The sequence below is a fragment of the Lysinibacillus sp. fls2-241-R2A-57 genome (assembly GCF_030209535.1).
GTDB lineage: Bacteria > Bacillota > Bacilli > Bacillales_A > Planococcaceae > Lysinibacillus.
The window spans coordinates 1-18,618 of sequence record NZ_JARVRU010000080.1; the positions used below are offsets into that span (position 1 = coordinate 1).

The following is an 18,618-nucleotide window of genomic DNA, read 5'->3' on the forward strand; positions in this document are numbered from 1 at the left end:
TTTCGATAAATCCAGGATGTGATGCTCTTAGTCTTCGTTCCTCTACATGCTCGCCACAGGGTCTTATCTGTAACGCTAATCCCCAAGGAGTCGCCCAGTCGGAACGGAAATTAACCACACGTTTTGGTGGTTAGCAAATTCTTAAGAGTTTATGAATATTCTTGAAGATATCATAAGAAATGGAACAAAATGCGATTTTAATCGTATAATTATTTATATTATCAATTTACAGAAAAGGGGTTGAGCTTTTGAAAAAAACGAATATAACGGCACTCATACTATTATTCATGCTTGTTATTAGCTTTATTCTGCCTATAGATCAGGCAAAAGCGTCTGCTACTTTAGAGGTACAAGCTAAGGTAGGGATATCAGGTAAAGCTAAATACCAATCAGTTGTGCCACTTCAAGTAACAGTAAAAAATAATGGTGCAGATTTTTCGGGAGATATGGCCATCAATGCTTCCCGTTCCTTTGAGGTTGCATCAGCCCTAGTGCTTCCAATAGATATAGCTGCAGGAGAAGAAAAAACATTCAATCTTTATATAGATGGGTTAGCTGACTATAATTATTCGAATGCAGATGTGTTTGCATTTTATGAAGGAAGTATTGAAAAGGGAAAAAAGGTTGCTTATAAAGGAACAAAGCAGCTACAAGCAAACTTTTTAGATCCTTCATCCGTTTTTATTTATACATTAACAGATAAAAGCGATCGTTTATCAGCATTTTTGCGTCTAGCTCAATCTGCTCCTCAAAGTAATGTTGAAGTTTTCAATTTAAATCAAATTAAGGACTATACATTGCCGGAGGATGCACAAGGATATGCAATGGCGAACGTTATCGCCATCGATGAAATGGCTGTTGCTGATTTATCGCAAAAGCAACAAGAGTCTTTACTAAAGTGGGTGCAGGATGGCGGAACATTATTGTTCGGAGCTGCTGATCAAGTAAATGCAACAGCAGGTATTTTCAAGGATTATTTACCACTTGCATTATCACAGCAAACGACATCAGTTTCTGCAGATAGCCTATCAAAATTATCTGGGGGCGGAATTTTTACTCAACCAATTTCCGTTTATACAGCGACTGAAAATCAAGGAAGTATTCCTGTATTAACAGATAACAAGACGATTTTAGCGTCTAAGAAAAAAGTGGGCAGTGGGGAAATTATTCAAACAACCTTTTCTTTAGGGGATCAACCACTTGCTTCTATGGATGGCTACGCAGCATTGATATCGAAGGTGTTAAATATTCAAAATGTTCAGCAACAAGGGACTATGGTTAATGGTCAGTCAACAATGGACCAAATTTCATATGAACTTCGTAATGTAAATGAATTATTCCCTTCATTTGAAGTATCTGTTAGCTATATGTTAATTGTTATCATTTTATATATTGTCGTTATCGGACCTATTTTATATTTTATCTTAAAGAAAATGGATAAGCGTGAGCATGCGTGGTGGATTATACCTGCAATATCAGTTGTGTTATCTATTGCTCTATTCGTTTTTGGTGCTAAAGATCGAATTTTACAACCGCAAATTCAGCAATCAGCATTTTATAAAATAAATAACGATAGTAGCCTAAATGGTTATTATGTGGAGTCTATTTTAACAAATCGTAGCGGTGATTTTGTTGTTAACACAGATAAGGATTCAAGTGCACTTGCTTTCCGAAAGAACAATGATTTTACGGGGACAATGGGAGATTTACATGAATCATCCTATATTAAAGAAAATGCGAATGGTTCAACATTAACACTACGCGATTTGAACTATTGGTCTGTTCAATCGTTTGCAGGGAAGACGACGCCACAAAATATTGGCAAGATGGATATTGATATTACGTTAAAAAATGAAAAGCTGACTGGGACAATTAAGAACAATTTCCCGTTTGCCCTAAAGGATGTTACTTTAATCTCTGGCATTAAAGAAGTTCAACTTGGCGACATTGAAGCGAATGAAACACTTAAAGTCGACGAGGAGCTAACAGCAACAGTTCTTCAAAAGCCATCAACTTTTACTAGTTACAATTATAATTATCCATCGAAGAAGGAAGAAGTGGATCCTCAACGGATCGATCGTATGAAATCTTTGGCACTACCGCTCGTAGAAAATGAAATGAAACCTGTCGTTACTGCTTGGGCAGATCAAGCAATTGCTGGGGTTGAGCTAGAAACAAGTGCCAATATGTCACCAATTTCATATTTTGTTCAGCCATTTGACGGCAAAGTAGAGCTATCAGGTCCATTTACGATGAAGCGTAACAATTTTACGTATTCAGTAAACCCGAAATCTCCTAATTCGTATTTCGAAAAAATAGATGAACAGTTAAACAATTGGTCCTTGTCTGACGGTTTATATGAAGTATCAATTGTGATGCCAGATAATTTTATGAATGCAGTTCAAGCATTAAACGAACTGACGATTTCAAATAAAGATGTTAACCGTATGGAGCTATCGATTTGGAATAACGAAACGAAAAAATATGAGCCATTGGTAGATACGAAACAGGTGTTTACAGATAACATTACAAAATATTTCAATGAAAATAATGAGTTACTTATTGAAATTAAATTCGGACCAGATCAAACAGGTGAGCCAACAAAATTACCAGATGTAGAGCTGAAGGGAGTGGCGAAATAATGATTGAAATTCGTGATTTAACAAAAAGGTATGGCTCCTTTACAGCACTAGATCAATTAAATCTATCATTGGAGGAAGGGGTAGTATTTGGCTTTGTAGGTGCCAATGGGGCTGGTAAATCGACTACATTTTCAATATTAGCAACCCTGTTGTCTCCAACCTCTGGTGATGCGCTTATTAATGGGAAAAGTGTTATTAAGGAACCGAAGGAAGTTCGAAAGCTAATTGGCTATATGCCCGATTTCTTTGGTGTATATGATCAGTTAAAAGTAGATGAATATTTAGATTTTTATGGTGCAAGTTATGGCATTGGTGCAGCTGAGCGTAAAGTATTGATTCCTCAGTTGCTAGAACTTGTGAATTTAACGAATAAACGTTATGACTATGTAGATTTACTGTCGCGTGGGATGAAGCAGCGCCTATGTTTAGCACGTGCTCTTATCCATGATCCCAAGGTATTGATTTTAGATGAGCCTGCATCAGGATTAGACCCACGTGCACGTGTAGAAATGCGTGATATTTTACGAAATTTAAAATCTATGGGTAAAACGATTTTAATCTCCTCTCATATTTTGCCTGAGCTTGCAGAAATGTGCGATGAAATCGGTGTAATTGATAATGGCAAACTGATCGCTCATGGCAATGTGGCTTCTATTCAAGCTCAGCTACAGGGGGAGAAGCGTATTGTGATAAAAGTAACGGATCAGTTAAATGAGGTGCGTGCATTTTTAGAGGAAGATCCACTGATATCTTCTATAGATTTGATAGATAGTCGCTTAGAAATAGCCTTTAATTATCGCGGAACAGATGCTGATCAGGTGGCATTGTTGAAAAAAGCGATACTTGCAGATTTACCTATTTATGCGTTAAGTGAAGAGGAAAAAGATTTAGAGGATGTCTTTATGGCTATTACGAAGGGAGCGGACAATCAATGATGGAACGATTTTATAATCCGGTACTCGTAAAAGAATTGAAGTTACGCTTCCGTTCTTTTAAAAGCTTTTCAGGTTTAATGTTTTATTTAGCGGTTATTTGTATTTTTATCGCAGGGTTTTTACTATTAACAACTGAATTCACAGGTAAAGGATTCTTTAGACCAGAAACAAGTTTTTTGATGTTTGCGGTATTAACAATTTTACAAATGGCTCTTGTTCTTTTTATTACACCAAGCTTAACTGCTGGTGCAATAAGTAGCGAAAGGGAAAAGCAAACGTTAAATATTTTACTAACAACGACACAAAGCTCTACGCAAATCGTCATTGGAAAGTTACTATCTTCTGTAGCATTTTTAGTATTAATGCTCATCGCAGGGCTTCCATTATATAGTTTAGTATTTTTATTTGGTGGCGTATCGCCGTCTCAATTAATTTCGATATTTTTATTTTACTTATTAACAGTTGTAGCAATAGGTAGTATTGGTGTTATGTTTTCAACGATTACCAAACGAACAATTGTCGCAATGATTTCTACGTACGGCTCGATTATCTTTTTAGGTGGCATTACGGCATTTTTCTTCTTTTTAACAATGGCCTTCCATCAAATGGGTAATGTTAATGCCGTTGGTACTACCACTTCTTATATGACGTATTTCTGGGCTTCTATTAATCCAGGTGCATTGATGCTAACGCTTATTTCACCAGACATGGGCGATGCTTTAGCGCAACTTTCGGGAGTGAAATTACCTGTATGGATTGCTTATTTAATAGCTTATTCATTGATTATTGTTCTTTGTTTAACAATTGCCATTAAAAAATTACGTGCCAATATGAAAAGTAACCGATGAGGAGGAAAACTTATGGAGCATCGTAAGCAATTACGAAAATATATTCAACGTGCAAAGACGAGTTTAACAGTAGAAAGAAGCATTCCTATTGCACAGTACGGCTTGTTTTTGGCATTGCTTTCGAGTGCTTCCCTCTTCCTCGTTTCAAGGCTATTTGTTTGGCCGTATTATCGCGAAACAGCTTTTGCTGTCTTTCTCGTTGTCATACTAGCAACAGTGCTGTTTATGTGGTGGAAGCGTGTAAAAGAAAAGGAAGCATTGCATACACTGGATGATTATTTTTCTCACAATGAACTGGTGACAGCCTTATCGTTCGAGGACGATAAGGATCCACTTGTTCAATCTTTGGTAAATAAAGCAATGCAAAGCGTCGAAAATGCGTTTGCGAGTTTTAAAGCTCGAAAGAAAAATTTGTTTCGGCCAAAAGCTTTAGTTGGTCTATTCGTAACAGCTGTTGGACTGGCAATTCTTTATATGTTTCCAGCGGCTACGCAAATTGAAGCTATTGAGGTGGAAAAGGAAAAAGCTGTTATCGAAGACGTAAAGAAGGAAGTAGCTAAACTAGAGAAAAAAACAGAAACAAAAGAAGTGAAAGAGCAATTGAAGGAATTGCAAAATACGTTAAAAGAGGCAGAAACAGCTGAAGAGGCATTACGCGAAGTCGTGAAAAAGCAAAAGGAGCTTTCCTTGAAGGAACAGCAATTAAAAGATAAGCAAACTGCTAGTAAAGAGGGCGCTTCTGAAGAGCAAGGCTTATCAAAAGAAGAAGTGGAGCAATTGAAGGAGCTTGCCCAAATGCAACAGGAGCTAACGCAAAATGCCAATGCTACTCAGACAGCTATGAGCAAGCTAGGGAAACCTGCCAGCAATACTCTACAAAATGCTATTGCGAGTGCTAATAGTGCAAATAACAATCAGCAAAACAATACTAATCAAAATCAAAATTCATCAGCGAATTCACAGCCGAGCAATCAGCAAGGTCAAACCGGGCAGCAAGGCCAAAATAATTCTCAAAATGGTTCCCAACAGGCTAGTGGTAATGGTCAGGCACAAGGATCGAATCAAAGCAAACAACAAGGACAGGGCAATGGTCAAGGTCAAGGACAAGGCCAGGGCAATGGACAGGGCCAGGGACAAGGAAATGGTAATGGTTCAGGTCAAGGCACTGGTTCAGGTGGTCAAGGTGCAGGAACAGGACAGGGTGGCCGCGATTTATTAACGACACCGAATAGAATCGGTGGCTCTAGTCAGACTTCAGTTGATGGCGGAGCATTAGGAGATGGCTCGAATATTTCGGAACAACAAGGAAATGGCCCCATTACTAAAGGTTCTATCCGCCCATATGAGGAAGTTATAGGCTCCTATAAAGATAGCTATTTAGAAAGCTCAGAACGATTACAATTACCGAAGGATTTACAAAATGTCGTGCAATCATATTTCACGTCAATTGAGTCGCAGTAGGAGGAAAAAGAATGGCATTTACAGAGCAACAGTATGTTGAGATGAGTACGAAATTACAACAAGTAAAGGAAGAAATTCATCACTTTATCGTTGGGCAAGAGGAAGCAATTGATTATACATTATATGCAGTTCTTGCTGATGGGCACGCATTATTAGAGGGCTTGCCAGGTTTAGGGAAAACGATGTTAATCCGTACAATTTCTGAAGTACTAGATTTATCATTTTCACGTATTCAATTTACACCGGATTTAATGCCGGCGGATATTACAGGGACAAGTATGATTGAGCGCACACCAGATGGCAAGCAGCAGTTTTCGTTCCAGCCAGGTCCAATTTTTAGTCAAATGGTATTAGCGGATGAGATTAACCGAGCTACGCCAAAAACACAAAGTGCGTTGTTGGAAGCGATGGGGGAAAAAACGGTAACGATTTTGGGAGATACAAAGAAGATGGCAAGACCATTCTTCGTGTTAGCAACGCAAAACCCAATTGAGATGGAAGGAACGTACCCTTTACCAGAAGCACAAATGGACCGTTTCCTATGTAAAATTCTTGTACCGTACCCTGAGAAAAGTGAGCTAATGGAAATTATGAAGCGTACAACAGGCGCGAAGGAAGTTAATTTACAGAAGGTTATGAATACGGACGGGCTTATTGAAGCACAGCAAATGGTGAAGGAAGTGCTTGTCGCTGATGAAATGCTAGAATTTGCGACGGATCTTATTGTAGCTACTCATCCTGAAAGAGTGGATGCAATTGATGAGGTCAAGCGATATGCCATGTACGGTAGTGGGCCACGTGGTTTACAAAGTTTAATCAAATTAGCGAAGGCAAGGGCGCTTATGAATGGACGTTTCCACGTTTCTGTGGCAGATATTAAATCTGTTGCTAAGCCAGTTTTACGCCATCGTATGTTGTTGAACTATGAAGGGGAGGCTTCAGGCAAAACAGCAGACGATGTGATTGACGTAATTTTAGAAAAGGTACAACAAGGTGTTAGCAGGTGACGCAAAAATTATTATTGCCCGAGGATTGGTTAGCGAAAATCAGTCGCTTCCAAGTGGCGACGGCCTCCAAATTACGTGGGCAGCATAAGGGCTCGCACCGTTCGCAACGCTTCGGGGCATCGCTCGATTTCTCAGATTTTCGTGAGTATCATTTAGGTGATGATGTACGTCAGGTCGATTGGAACGTCTTTGCGAGAACGGATAAATACTTCATTAAACGTTTTTTAGATGAACAAGAGATGCGCGTACACATTTTGCTAGATACAACTAAATCTATGGGCGATCATGAAAAATGGACTTTTGCCCGGCAAATTGTCGCCTCACTTGGCTTAATGGTGCTAGGCCGTGATGATCGCTTATCATTTTCTTTTGTACAGGATGAGATGAAGCCACCGTTTCGTCGTAAAGGTGCCATGTATCGTCGTGCCTTTTTACAGGTGGTCACAGAAATCGAGGAAGCAACTTATACAAATAGCTTTGCACAGGGAGCTTTAAAAGCATTGCCTAAAGATAGTACAGTGCTATTTATTGTTACTGATGGACTAGAACCAATCGAGGAGTGGGAGCAACTTTTAAAACGGCTACCACGTTTTGCAGGGGACGTACGTATTTTGCAAATTGTGACGCAGGAAGAAATATCACCCGAATACAATGGTGATGTACGTTTACTCGATCGTGAAACTGGCAGAGATGTGAATGTTACGATGTCTTCAAGAGTTCTGGACACATACAAGGCAAGACGTTTATTACACGAAGAGGAATTTGAAGCAATTTGTCGGCGCTTCGGTGTTCGACAATTACAGCTTAAAGTAGAGGATGGCTTACAGCACGCCATCTTTCAACAATTATTAAAAGCACATTGGATTAGGTGAGGTGAGCCGTATTGGGCTTTAGTCAAATACTTTTTAGCTGGACGGCCATCATCCCGGTCATTGTCCTTCTATATTATTTCTTTCGAAAAAAATATACCGATCAAACCGTATCCTCGACACTTTTTTGGTCGGAAATTATGCAAGAAACACGTGTATCACCGTACTTAAAACATTTACAAAAAAATGCACTGCTTTATTTACAACTGCTAGCACTTATTTTACTTGTACTCGCACTAATGAATCCTTATGTAAAAAAATCAACAATTGTTGGGGCTCAAACGATTTTTGTTGTGGACACATCTGCAACGATGTTAGCAGGGAAAGAGCAGTCAACATTTGATCAACATAAAAAGGAAATGCTGTCATTAGTAAATGAGCTTGATGGAAGACCTGTAACACTCATTACAACAGGCAATACACCAAAAGCTATACTACAGCAAGAAACGAATACAAAAGCAATTGAAAAGGCTATTCAAGAGTTGCAAGTAACCTATGAAACAGATCAGATGCATAAGGCACTTGATGCGGCACAAGCATTTGTCGGTGACACACCAACATCTATTTACGTCTTTACGGATACGCTCGATAAAAAGCGATTACCGATGGAAAAGGATACGGTGAAGTGGATCGTAAAAGGGTCTACTAAGGATTTAACAAATATTGCAATTACACGTTTTGCTGCTACTACAGATGGGCAATCTACGATGGCGCTCGTGCAGCTACAAAATGATACTGACCAAGAGCAAAAAGTAACACTTTCGCTAGCAAATGAGAAAGGTAATGAGATAGTTGCAGAGAGTGTCACATTACCGCCAAATGAAACTGTAAAGAAAACATTTAAAGACTTACCGTTAGAAAATACGATGACTGCTAGGATAGATACTAATGATGATTATGTAGTCGATAATTCACAAACCGTATTGCTACAAACAGCTACTTCAAAAGTAGTTGTCGATCAAAGCATGCATCAACTTATTCAAAAAGGTTTTCAAACGATTAATAGTGCTGTGAAAATTGTTCCGTCCTTACAAGTAGCGGACAATAAAGATGCAACAGTTGTGACAAATCAAACGGCGCTACTCGAAAAGATGGACAAGCCGATTGTATTATTTGGACGTGATGATGCTAAAAAGGTTGAAGCAACTGGGGAAGTCAGTACAACGAGCGACGCATTGTTTGCATTCAGTGAGCTAAAAGATATTTATATTAGTGCTGTATATCCAGGATTCGATGGCTATCAAACGCTTGCATCAGTTGGCGATCAGCCATTTATACAGCGCTCACCAGAAGGAGATATTGTTATATTAGCGGATATTGCTGATACAGATTGGCCGCTACATCCTTCATTTCCATTATTTTTATGGAGTGCTGAACAGCAGCTTTCAGAATCAATTGGTTCACTCGGTATTTTTACACCAAATGAACAACGAGCAGTTGCTTTAGCGCAAGGTGATTGGAGTGTGTATTCACAGGATGATGAGTTTTTATCATCCATTATGAATGGTTTATTAACAGCACCGATGAAGCCAGGGATTTATACAGCACGCTCAAATAATGAAGAAAAGCGCTTCATCGTACAGCTTCATGCTCAAGAATGTGTCATTGAAAAAGGGACAAGTTATACGCTTGGAGAGCTTCCAGACGATGGGAAGGAAGAGATATCAAAAACTTCGTTCGTACCTTGGCTCATCCTCATTATTTTAGTATTACTTGTTTTAGAGTGGGAGGTGCAACGACGTCGTGGATTTACGAATTGATATGCCATTAGCATTGTTGCTTTTACTTCCATTGCTTATGTATTTTGGGTGGACCTATTGGCGTGAACGTCAGCAACTAAAAAAGAGTCATATCGCCGTACTAGGTATTCGTATTGTGGCGATATGCTGCTTGGTTTTTGCGCTTGCTGGGCCCTATATTTTATTACCTGTAAAGGAAGAACAAGTACTGTTTTTAGTTGACCGTTCTGCTTCAATGAATGGAACAGATGATGAGATGGCTCAGTTTATAGAGGAAAGTTTGCAGTCGAAAAAAGATGAACAGCTAACTGGGATCTATTCTTTTTCATCGACATTACAAACGGAAGCCATTTTATCGAATTCTTTAAAGGAAGTGCCGAAGTTTACAGCTATAAAGGAGACAGATCAAACAAATATTGAACAAAGCCTGCAGCTCGCTTCAGGTATTGTTGATCCGAAAAAAGCAACACGACTTGTACTCTTAACTGATGGCAATGAAACAAAAGGAGATGCCTTAGAATTTGCATCAAAGTTTAAAGGGTCAAATATTAGTGTGGATGTAGTGCCATTTAACCAACCTGTTACTAACGATGTATCACTGAAAAGCTTTGTAACCCCACAAGTTGCCTATGTAGGTGAACAGCAGCAGTTAGTCACAGAAATTAATGCAACTGAGGCGGGGCAAGGTGAGCTATTATTATACGAAAATGATGAGCTTATTCATCGTGAGGCAGTGGAACTTGCTGAAGGTTCCAACGTATTTACGTATAAACATGCAGCAACAGCAGAAGGGCTTGTAAAATATGAGGCACTCGTGCAGGTTGGACAGGACGCCATTTTTGAAAATAATAAATTAACAAGCGTCACGATGGTGCAAAGTGAACCACATTTATTAATTGTTAATGGCTATGACAAAGCATCACCAATTGCTGTAGCACTTGGCAGTCAATCAATCTCCTACGATGTTGTGGATGCTAAAAGTTTGCCAAATGAGCTTTCTAGTTATTTACAATACAATGCCATCATTTTTGATAATGTGCCAGGGCATTTAGTAGGCGAGGCAAAAATGAATGTCATTGAACAGGCAGTAAAAAACTTTGGTGTCGGCTTTACAATGGTCGGTGGTGAAAATAGCTTTGGCTTAGGTGGCTATTTTAAAACGCCAATCGAAACTTTACTACCTGTTGAAATGGAGATTAAAGGTAAGGAGCAATTACCATCATTAGGATTGGTGATTGTACTAGACCGCTCTGGAAGTATGTCTGGAGCAAAACTAGAGCTCGCTAAGGAAGCGGCCGCTCGTTCAGTCGAAATGCTACGAGATGAGGATACGCTAGGGTTTATTGCCTTTGATGACCGACCTTGGGAAATAATTGAGACAGGACCACTAGGCAAAAAGGAAGAAGCTGTGGACACGATTTTATCTGTTACGCCAGGTGGTGGCACCGAAATATATGGATCACTAGCTAAAGCCTATGAAAATCTAGCTGATTTAAAGCTACAGCGTAAGCATATTATTCTATTAACTGATGGTCAGTCACAGTCAGGGAATTATGAGGATTTAATTGCACAGGGTAAAGAGAAAGGTATTACACTATCGACGGTAGCAATTGGTCAGGATGCAGATGCTAATTTACTGGAAGCACTTAGCGAGATGGGAAGTGGACGTTTCTACGATGTTGTTGATGAGCAGACGATCCCTTCTATTTTATCTCGTGAAACGGCCATGATTTCACGCACATATATTGAGGATAACCCATTCTATCCAACTATATTTAATGCATCTGGATGGAATACGTTATTTACGAATGGTGTACCTCAAATGAATGCTTATATTGGTACGACAGCCAAGCAGGGAGCGACTGTTATTGCGGAAAGCGAGAAAGAAGATCCGGTGTTAGCACAATGGCAATATGGTCTTGGCAAAACATTCGCCTTTACTTCTGATTCAACAGGAAAATGGACAGGAGACTGGGCAAGATGGCAGAATTGGGGCACATTTTGGCAAACGCTTATTTCGCAAATGCTACCAAGCTATAACGATGTTGCTTATGATGTACGTCTAGAGTCAGACGGATCATTTGTCATCACTGACCCAACAAATGAAGCGGCATTTTTAGATATCGTTGCTGTCAATGAGGCGGGCGAAGAACTTGAAACACAGCTGGAAACAATTTCAGCATCACAAGTTCGAGCAGTCGTACAAGCAGAACCGGGACTAATCTTCTTCCGCATTGCCGATGAAAAACAGACGATTTACCAGGCAGGCTTAAGTGTACCTTACAGTGCTGAGTATGAATTACGTCCAGTGAATGATCAGCTAGTGAAAGAGCTAACAAAGCAAACAGGCGGCTCCGTTTTGAAAGAGCCGAACGAAGTATTCCGCGAATTTACTAATGAAGGTGCGGAACGCCAAAATATTGCAACATGGCTTTTATTAGCAGGTATGCTACTGTTCTTCACCGATATTACCATTCGACGCTTTGGTTGGGGCTTCCTAACAAGGCCGAAGAAAAAAGAACAACTTGTTGAGGAAAAACCAATACAAGCAGAGGACACAAATGTTGCCCAGCTATTAAAGGGCATGAAAAAAAGGCCTTAGAAATTTAAAACGATGGTTCATTGCTTTATAGCATGAGCTATCGTTTTTTTGTCATTGGGCCATTATCAAGAGTTGGGGATGATATTTGTTAGGAGTGGAGACTGGGGGATTCTTTGGGGTTTATGTGATTTGACCATCTGACCAATGGAGCGTATGCGAAACGGCAATCCACCCCACGCTATTATGATGGGCTAATTTCAGATCGCTACTTTCTCGAAATTAGAGATTTTTTTGTGGTAAGCAAAATTTACCTTGTAAATAATATACACAAATGTAATAATAGATGAAAGTAATAAAATATTACTATCATTTTAAAGTACTATATATTTGGGGGATCAAACATGACCAATATAATGAATTCTTTTGGTTTTCTAAGTTTTAAACTAGCAGAGGCTTTAGAAGAAAATCTCGAGAAATATATTAGCGAAAAATTTCAAATGAAATCCAGAGAAGTCGGGATCATGATGGCTGTAAAAGAAAAAAAACTTAGCCAAATTCAAATAGGGCAGATTTTAAAGTTGGATAAAAATAGTGTCCGCTTTTTTATCGATAGTCTAGAAGAAAGAAAATATGTTTACAGGGAGAAAAATCAAGAAAATAGAAGAGAGAATTTAATATGCCTTACGGAACAGGGTGAAAATTTGGCAGAAGAATTGTTGAAGACCCTTGCGATTTCTGAGAATGAAGTTTTAAATGTACTTTCATTAGAAGAAAAAGAGCAATTGAAAGGCATATTGACAAAAGTATATGAAAATCGTGCACAGGAAAAGTAAAATCATTAACGATGATGCCAAAATAAAAGGAGATGAAAGCTATGTCTCAATATCCTACGATTGAAAGAGACCCTAAATATTGGATTGGCGTGGTATCTCTCAATCATGTTCAAAAAGGGGTTGAGGGAGGATTCGGCCAGTTATGCCACGGTAAAGAAAGACCTTTGAAACGAATGCAAAAAGGAGATTGGATCATTTATTATTCTCCTAAAAAAAGTCTAGATGGTAACGAGCCTGTAAGAGCATTTACCGCAATTGGAAGAATAAAAGACGAGCGAATATACGAGTTCCAAATGGCAGAAAATTTTATTCCTTTTAGAAGAGATATAGACTTTTATAAAGAGGCAAAGGCTGTACCGATAAAAAGGATCTTAGATTATTTAGAATTTGTAGAAGATAAATCGAAATATGGTTATAAATTCAGATTTGGTCATTTTGAAATAAGCAAAAAAGACTTTTTACTAATTGCTCATGAAATGGGATTACCGTTGAAGTATGGATGAATTTAGTTGGATAAAAAACGTTACTTTCTTAATGAATTGCCATTAAGAAGTAACGTTTTTATATTGCAACCAATCATTATTTAAGCAGAGTGTTAAGGTTAGTTACAAATACTGTTTTACGCAAATTGCTAGCAATGACAATGCCTAAGACAGCACCAATAGTACTTGAAGTTAAAAAGGCTGGCATGAAAAATAAAGCAGCAACGGATGTCCCCATTAATAAGTGTGCGTAAGGTACTGCAATGAGTGAGGCAATAATACCTGTCCCGAATATTTCACCGACACCTGCTAGCCACTGCTTGCCGCTGTATTTATAGGCTAGAGCTGCACATAAAGCACCAATGACACTGCCGGGTATAGCTAATAATGAGCCTGTGCCTGTTAAAATACGAATAATTGCTGTGACAAAGGCGACCATAACAGTAGGCACTGGTCCAAGAATGATAGCGCCAATAACATTAATGGCATGCTGTACAGGGTAGGCACGTGCAATTCCCGTTGGTATTGAGACAAAGCTAGAACCTGCTACGGCAATAGCTACTAGTAAGGCCATGATTGTTAATTTTCGAATTGACATAATTTCCACTCCTTTAAAATATGAATTTAATCGTTAATAACGGTAAATTTGGTGTTCCGCCGGTAAACTAGGGAGTTCCGCCGCTAAAACAGAGAAAAGCGCCGGTAAATCAGAGAAATCCGCCGCTAAAACAGAGAAATCCGCCGCTAAAAGGGTGAGAAGCGCCGGTAAACTAGTGAGATCCGCCGCTAAAACAGAGAAAAGCGCCGGTAAATCAGAGAATTCCGCCGCTAAAAGGGTGAGAAGCGCCGGTAAACTAGTGAATTCCGCCGGTAAAGCAGAGAAAAGCGCCGGTAAATCAGTGAGATCCGCCGCTAAAACAGAGAAAAGCGCCGGTAAACCAGAGAAATCCGCCGCTAAAACAGTAAAAAGCGCCGGTAAATCAGAGAAATCCGCCGCTAAAAGGGTGAGAAGCGCCGGTAAATCAGAGAATTCCGCCACTAAAACTGTGAAAAGCGCCGGTAAAGCAGTGAAATCCGCCGCTAAAACAGAGAAAAGCGCCGGTAAACAAAAAAATTCCACCGCTACAGCGTAAAAAACCCGACAACAATATAAAACCTAAAAAGGCCGCTCCCTAAAAACATAGGAAGCGGCCTTGCATTTACATAGTAAAAAGCAAGTGTCGCCACTTCCCTCCGCTAGTGTGAACTAGATCAGGTTCAAAGGGTCCGTATATGACAATATACGTCTCAGCCTTTTAAAGACTCCCCTAGTGGTAATAATGGGTTTAACTCTTTAATTTTCTAATAATAATGTAGTAAAGACAGCCTGTTTTCCTTGATATACAAGGAGTTTTAACAGGAGAAATTAATCATAGTTACTTAACATTTTAGCACACTTGAAAGAATGGAGCTAGAACTCCTACATACTCAAGGGATGGTCTAAAAGTGTCACGCTCAAAAAATAGAGAGACATCTTTCAAGTGAAGAACTGAGTTGAAGCGCAATCAAAAGTTCAGTATGTACGGAGCTTACAGAGTACGACGACCAACTTATGAAGAGATTTGTAGGGGTTTTATCATGTGATGAATAATCTGTCGCCTTTTTATGTATTAAGTCTCTCCGTTTCGTGTGCATTATCACTATACAGTATTGTTGGAGGAAATGTGTAGATATATAATGAGATATGCACCGCGATACTAACTAAAGGAAAACCAAAACCATGAATACTAAACAAACCAATACGAATCGTTTAAAATTCATGCCTTTTCAGATGACGAGGGATATTTTAAGGGTGTGGAAGTATGCGTACCGTCCTTTTCTTTTATTTGAATTGGTATACAAACTGCTAACGATAAGTGTATTTATCCCGTTATTATCCATAATTTTTAACAAATTACTGGCTGTTGGGGGCTTCCAAGCGGCCGCCAATCATGACCTTCTGCGCTTCTTGTTCAGCAAATATGGCCTACTTAGTGTACTGGTAATGGTGCCAATTGCCATAATGCTCATTTACACAGAGTTTACTGTGCTCTTCTATATTGCCTATTATGGGATTCAAGAGAAGCGCGCACGAATCCGCCCCGTATTGTTCAAGGCAATCTCTAGCTTACCAGGTTTATGGCGCGTCGGAGTTTTTGGACTTGCTCTCTATTTATTGCTCCTGTTCCCGCTACTTGATGTCAACATCAGCGGAACACTATTGCCGAATATGACGGTTCCGAACTTTATTACGGGCGAGCTGATGAAGACAACCTTCGGAACGATCGTTCTTGTTATCGTTGGACTGCTTATCCTGGCATTGAACTTAATCTGTATCTATGCTCTGCCGATTATGGTATTGGAAGGCAAGTATCAATTCTGGAACGCCGTTCGCGAGAGCAAGCAATTGTTCTGGCGTAGTAAGTGGTCATTAGTTAGAGCTGTGTTTGAATGGGCATTAATCTTCCTGTTGCTGTTCATTCTACTTATCTGTCTAATCAGCCTAATCGTGTTTCTCCTTCCTAGTGGAGATGGCGATTCCAGATTAATGATTACTATTGGCATCACGCTGAGCTTTGGTTTGTATATCGCGACACCGATTATGACTCCAATGTTCATTACTATTATCACCCTGCTATATGTACGCTATCAAGGCCATGACCGTGTGAATATTGATACCGATGGAGTCGATGCTTCTGTCTGGAAAGGACGCGATATGCAGCGTTCGCTCATGCGACGTTATCGTGCAGCGCTGACTGCGTTCGGAATGCTCATTCTTATTGTTATAGGCTGGGGAGCAACCACCCTGTTGACTGATTGGGGGGAAGCCAATGAGGAGTTTATCATTATGGCTCATCGGGGCGACATTACTTCAGGCATAGAGAATACAATGGGTGCCTTCGAAGGCGCTATTCGGACAGGTGCCGATTATATCGAGCTCGATATTCTACAGACGAAAGATGGCAAGCTTGCGGTCATCCATGATGAGAATTTGAAACGACTGTCCGGCAGAGATGTGAATGTTTTTGATCTTTCCCTCGCCCAGCTTCAACAAATATCGCTGCAAGTAGGCAAGTTCCAAGATAATGTGCCATCTCTTGATGAGGTGTTGGAGCGTACGAAAGGTAAAATCAAACTTAATGTGGAGCTCAAAACACATGGACATGAGAAGGACTTTGTCCCTGTCTTAGTCGATACGATTCGTAGACATAAGGCAGAACAACAGGTCATTTTCCAGAGCTTAGATTATGAGCTCGTAAAGGAAGTAAAGAAGGCTGCACCGGATTTAACAGTCGGGTATGTCATATTCGCTACATTCACTTCGCTCAATCAGTTCGAAGCAGATTTCTTCGTCGTCGAAGAGTCTTTTGCCAGTCCTCGATTGATTAGTTCAGCGAAAATGATCGGTAAGCCGATTTATGTTTGGACTGTGAATGATGTGAACAGCGTTGAACACTTCTATACGTTAGGTGTGGATGGCATCATAACGGACATTGTCAGTGACGCAAAGGAGACCGTTCAAATGCTACATAAAGAATAGAGTCGGAAATGAAAATATCATCTGCTCCTTTTTGAATAAAGCACGAACACCCGGTATTTAGCGCGAGGCCTAAATACCGGGTGTTTTGCGTTATCTATAGTTGTACATCATGACCCTCAGCCTGCAACTTTTGCTATTTCTTGTGTATATAAATCCCAATGACCGAAAGATGTTATCATACGTATTTGTTGCAAGACTATCATATCCACACTCTACACGATAGAATGTTCCGGTAGATGACATTTGATAAAGTTGGTAAATTCTTAAAAAACCTTTCTCATACGGCAAATGAATATAATTTTCCCATATATATTGTTCAACGAGTTATTTAATGGTTGGGGTCATACTACCAAAAATAGTCAATGAATTTTCAACCTATTCTGTATCAGGATGCAAAAGGTGTGGTGCTTTTTTCATTGTCCAAATAAGGGCAAGGAAGAAGCAAGCCATTAAAATAATAGACCCGAAAATATAAGGGCTGTTCATATTCCAATCAAATAATATACCTGCTAAAGCTGGACCAATCATATTACCAAGACTCATATATGCATTGTTCAGACCAGCTGCAAAGCCTTGCTCATTCTCAGCAAGCTTCGAAATCAATGTGTTGACAGCTGGGCGAATCAATGTCGTAGCAGTAGAGAAGATTGTCGCTACAACTAAAATAAGTGCAAAGCCAGACACAAATAATATTAAGAAAATCGATACGGATGCAATAAATAAATTAACTAACACTACTTTCATTTCGCCGAAGCGCTTAAAGAGTGGCGTAATCACAAACATTTGGACAACAACACCAAATGCTCCACCAACAACTAAGATAATAGCGATATCTGTAGGTGTGTAATTAAATTTGTCTGTAACAAATAATGATAATGTTGTTTGGAAGTTAGCAATCCCAAATGAGAATACCATCATAATAATGAGCATTACAAAGTAAGGCATATGTACTGAACGTACCATTTGCTTCGCAAGGTTGTCTTGCTTCTTTGCTTTTTGCGCTTTATTTGGTTTTGTAGCAGGTAATAAAAAGAACGATAAAATAGCTGCTAAGATAGCTGCACATCCAGCAGTATAGAATGGGAAGTGTAAACTAACTTTTGATAGGAATCCACCAATGCCTGGTCCAATCATAAAACCAAAAGACATTGCTGCCCCAAGCATACCCATCCCTTTACCTCGTTCTTCATAAGTTGTAATGTCTGCCACAAAAGCCATGATAGGAGGTGCAACAAACGCAGATCCAAGGCCACCTAAAAAGCGTGCCAAGAAGAGCATCCACACATCAGTAGAAAGCCCGAAACCAATTTGTGCAAGTCCTGTAACGATAAGACCGAAAATAATAAGATTTTTTCGACCATATTGATCCGAAAGATTCCCAGCAATTGGAGAAAATACGAATTGCGCTAAGGCGAAAGTTGCAATCAACATTCCAAGGATTTGTCCTGCAGCACCAAATAGTTTTAAATACTCAGGCATGACAGGAATAATAATTCCAATACTCCCCATTGCTATAAACATATTAAACATTAAAATATACAAAGCCGCCTTATTAGACTTCTGCTGGGTCATCGAATACCCCCTTCTTTATTCAAATATATTACAGTCTACCATAAGGCTTGTACCATTGCTATTGACTAGAAGTCTGAAATAAAAGATTCGCTGGTAAAGTTATGGGGACTCTTATTGTTAAAATAAATA

General features: G+C 39.4%; 14 protein-coding genes and 1 riboswitch. Of the genes, 11 read left to right on the plus strand and 3 right to left on the minus strand.

Features of this window, described 5'->3' with window-relative positions:
• The first annotated feature begins 248 nt into the window (after positions 1 to 248).
• From QRN68_RS13675 to QRN68_RS13720, 10 genes are all read left to right on the plus strand, one after another.
• Positions 249 to 2,642: a hypothetical protein gene (locus QRN68_RS13675; protein WP_285397447.1), complete on the plus strand. Its 2,394-nt coding sequence runs from the start codon at positions 249 to 251 to the stop codon at positions 2,640 to 2,642.
• Positions 2,642 to 3,577, plus strand: a complete 936-nt coding sequence (locus QRN68_RS13680; protein WP_285397448.1) for an ABC transporter ATP-binding protein — start codon at positions 2,642 to 2,644, stop codon at positions 3,575 to 3,577. The genes QRN68_RS13675 and QRN68_RS13680 overlap by 1 nt, the downstream gene beginning before the upstream one ends.
• A complete protein-coding gene (locus tag QRN68_RS13685; protein ID WP_285397449.1) occupies positions 3,574 to 4,425 on the plus strand; it encodes an ABC transporter permease in 852 nt (283 codons plus the stop codon). The genes QRN68_RS13680 and QRN68_RS13685 overlap by 4 nt, the downstream gene beginning before the upstream one ends.
• Positions 4,426 to 4,437: 12 nt before the next feature.
• Positions 4,438 to 5,886 carry a hypothetical protein gene (locus tag QRN68_RS13690; RefSeq protein ID WP_285397450.1) on the plus strand — a complete coding sequence of 483 codons (1,449 nt, stop codon included), beginning with the start codon at positions 4,438 to 4,440 and terminating at the stop codon, positions 5,884 to 5,886.
• An 11-nt stretch (positions 5,887 to 5,897) separates the two neighbouring features.
• Complete coding sequence (locus tag QRN68_RS13695) at positions 5,898 to 6,893, plus strand: AAA family ATPase (protein WP_285397451.1); 996 nt, start codon at positions 5,898 to 5,900, stop codon at positions 6,891 to 6,893.
• A complete protein-coding gene (locus QRN68_RS13700) occupies positions 6,890 to 7,765 on the plus strand; it encodes a DUF58 domain-containing protein (protein ID WP_285397452.1) in 876 nt (291 codons plus the stop codon). Before QRN68_RS13695 ends, QRN68_RS13700 begins: the two co-directional genes overlap by 4 nt.
• Positions 7,766 to 7,776: 11 nt before the next feature.
• Positions 7,777 to 9,522, plus strand: a complete 1,746-nt coding sequence (locus QRN68_RS13705; protein WP_285397453.1) for a vWA domain-containing protein — start codon at positions 7,777 to 7,779, stop codon at positions 9,520 to 9,522.
• Entirely contained in the window at positions 9,506 to 12,103 is a 2,598-nt protein-coding gene (locus QRN68_RS13710) for a VWA domain-containing protein (protein ID WP_285397454.1), read from the plus strand. Before QRN68_RS13705 ends, QRN68_RS13710 begins: the two co-directional genes overlap by 17 nt.
• A 341-nt stretch (positions 12,104 to 12,444) precedes the next feature.
• Positions 12,445 to 12,876 (plus strand): MarR family winged helix-turn-helix transcriptional regulator, encoded by a 432-nt coding sequence (locus tag QRN68_RS13715; protein ID WP_285397455.1) that lies wholly within the window; start codon positions 12,445 to 12,447, stop codon positions 12,874 to 12,876.
• Between the two features lie 41 nt (positions 12,877 to 12,917).
• The gene (locus QRN68_RS13720) at positions 12,918 to 13,379 is read left to right on the plus strand and encodes an EVE domain-containing protein (protein ID WP_285397456.1); all 462 of its coding nucleotides are present in this window, start codon (positions 12,918 to 12,920) and stop codon (positions 13,377 to 13,379) included.
• 76 nt (positions 13,380 to 13,455) lie between these two features.
• On the opposite strand, the gene thiW is transcribed toward QRN68_RS13720, so the two are convergent.
• Positions 13,456 to 13,956 (minus strand): energy coupling factor transporter S component ThiW, encoded by a 501-nt coding sequence (gene thiW / locus QRN68_RS13725; RefSeq protein WP_285397457.1) that lies wholly within the window; start codon positions 13,954 to 13,956, stop codon positions 13,456 to 13,458.
• Between the two features lie 33 nt (positions 13,957 to 13,989).
• Positions 13,990 to 14,478: a hypothetical protein gene (locus tag QRN68_RS13730; protein WP_285397458.1), complete on the minus strand. Its 489-nt coding sequence runs from the start codon at positions 14,476 to 14,478 to the stop codon at positions 13,990 to 13,992.
• 91 nt (positions 14,479 to 14,569) lie between these two features.
• Positions 14,570 to 14,677, minus strand: a riboswitch (TPP riboswitch).
• A 440-nt stretch (positions 14,678 to 15,117) separates the two neighbouring features.
• Between QRN68_RS13730 and QRN68_RS13735 the strand changes: the two genes are divergently transcribed.
• Positions 15,118 to 16,917 (plus strand): glycerophosphodiester phosphodiesterase, encoded by a 1,800-nt coding sequence (locus QRN68_RS13735; protein ID WP_285397459.1) that lies wholly within the window; start codon positions 15,118 to 15,120, stop codon positions 16,915 to 16,917.
• A 375-nt stretch (positions 16,918 to 17,292) separates the two neighbouring features.
• Here the strand turns inward: QRN68_RS13735 and QRN68_RS13740 are convergent, their stop codons facing one another.
• The gene (locus QRN68_RS13740) at positions 17,293 to 18,489 is read right to left on the minus strand and encodes an MFS transporter (protein WP_285397460.1); all 1,197 of its coding nucleotides are present in this window, start codon (positions 18,487 to 18,489) and stop codon (positions 17,293 to 17,295) included.
• Positions 18,490 to 18,618 lie beyond the last annotated feature (129 nt).

What these genes read in the sequence shown, in the direction of transcription:
- QRN68_RS13735 (WP_285397459.1), top strand. Translation starts at nt 15,118, where the DNA reads ATGAATACTAAACAAACCAATACGAATCGTTTAAAATTCATGCCTTTT.
- QRN68_RS13720 (WP_285397456.1), top strand. Translation starts at nt 12,918, where the DNA reads ATGTCTCAATATCCTACGATTGAAAGAGACCCTAAATATTGGATTGGC.
- QRN68_RS13685 (WP_285397449.1), top strand. Translation starts at nt 3,574, where the DNA reads ATGATGGAACGATTTTATAATCCGGTACTCGTAAAAGAATTGAAGTTA.
- QRN68_RS13695 (WP_285397451.1), top strand. Translation starts at nt 5,898, where the DNA reads ATGGCATTTACAGAGCAACAGTATGTTGAGATGAGTACGAAATTACAA.
- thiW (WP_285397457.1), bottom strand. Translation starts at nt 13,956, where the DNA reads ATGTCAATTCGAAAATTAACAATCATGGCCTTACTAGTAGCTATTGCC.
- QRN68_RS13740 (WP_285397460.1), bottom strand. Translation starts at nt 18,489, where the DNA reads ATGACCCAGCAGAAGTCTAATAAGGCGGCTTTGTATATTTTAATGTTT.
- QRN68_RS13690 (WP_285397450.1), top strand. Translation starts at nt 4,438, where the DNA reads ATGGAGCATCGTAAGCAATTACGAAAATATATTCAACGTGCAAAGACG.
- QRN68_RS13715 (WP_285397455.1), top strand. Translation starts at nt 12,445, where the DNA reads ATGACCAATATAATGAATTCTTTTGGTTTTCTAAGTTTTAAACTAGCA.
- QRN68_RS13680 (WP_285397448.1), top strand. Translation starts at nt 2,642, where the DNA reads ATGATTGAAATTCGTGATTTAACAAAAAGGTATGGCTCCTTTACAGCA.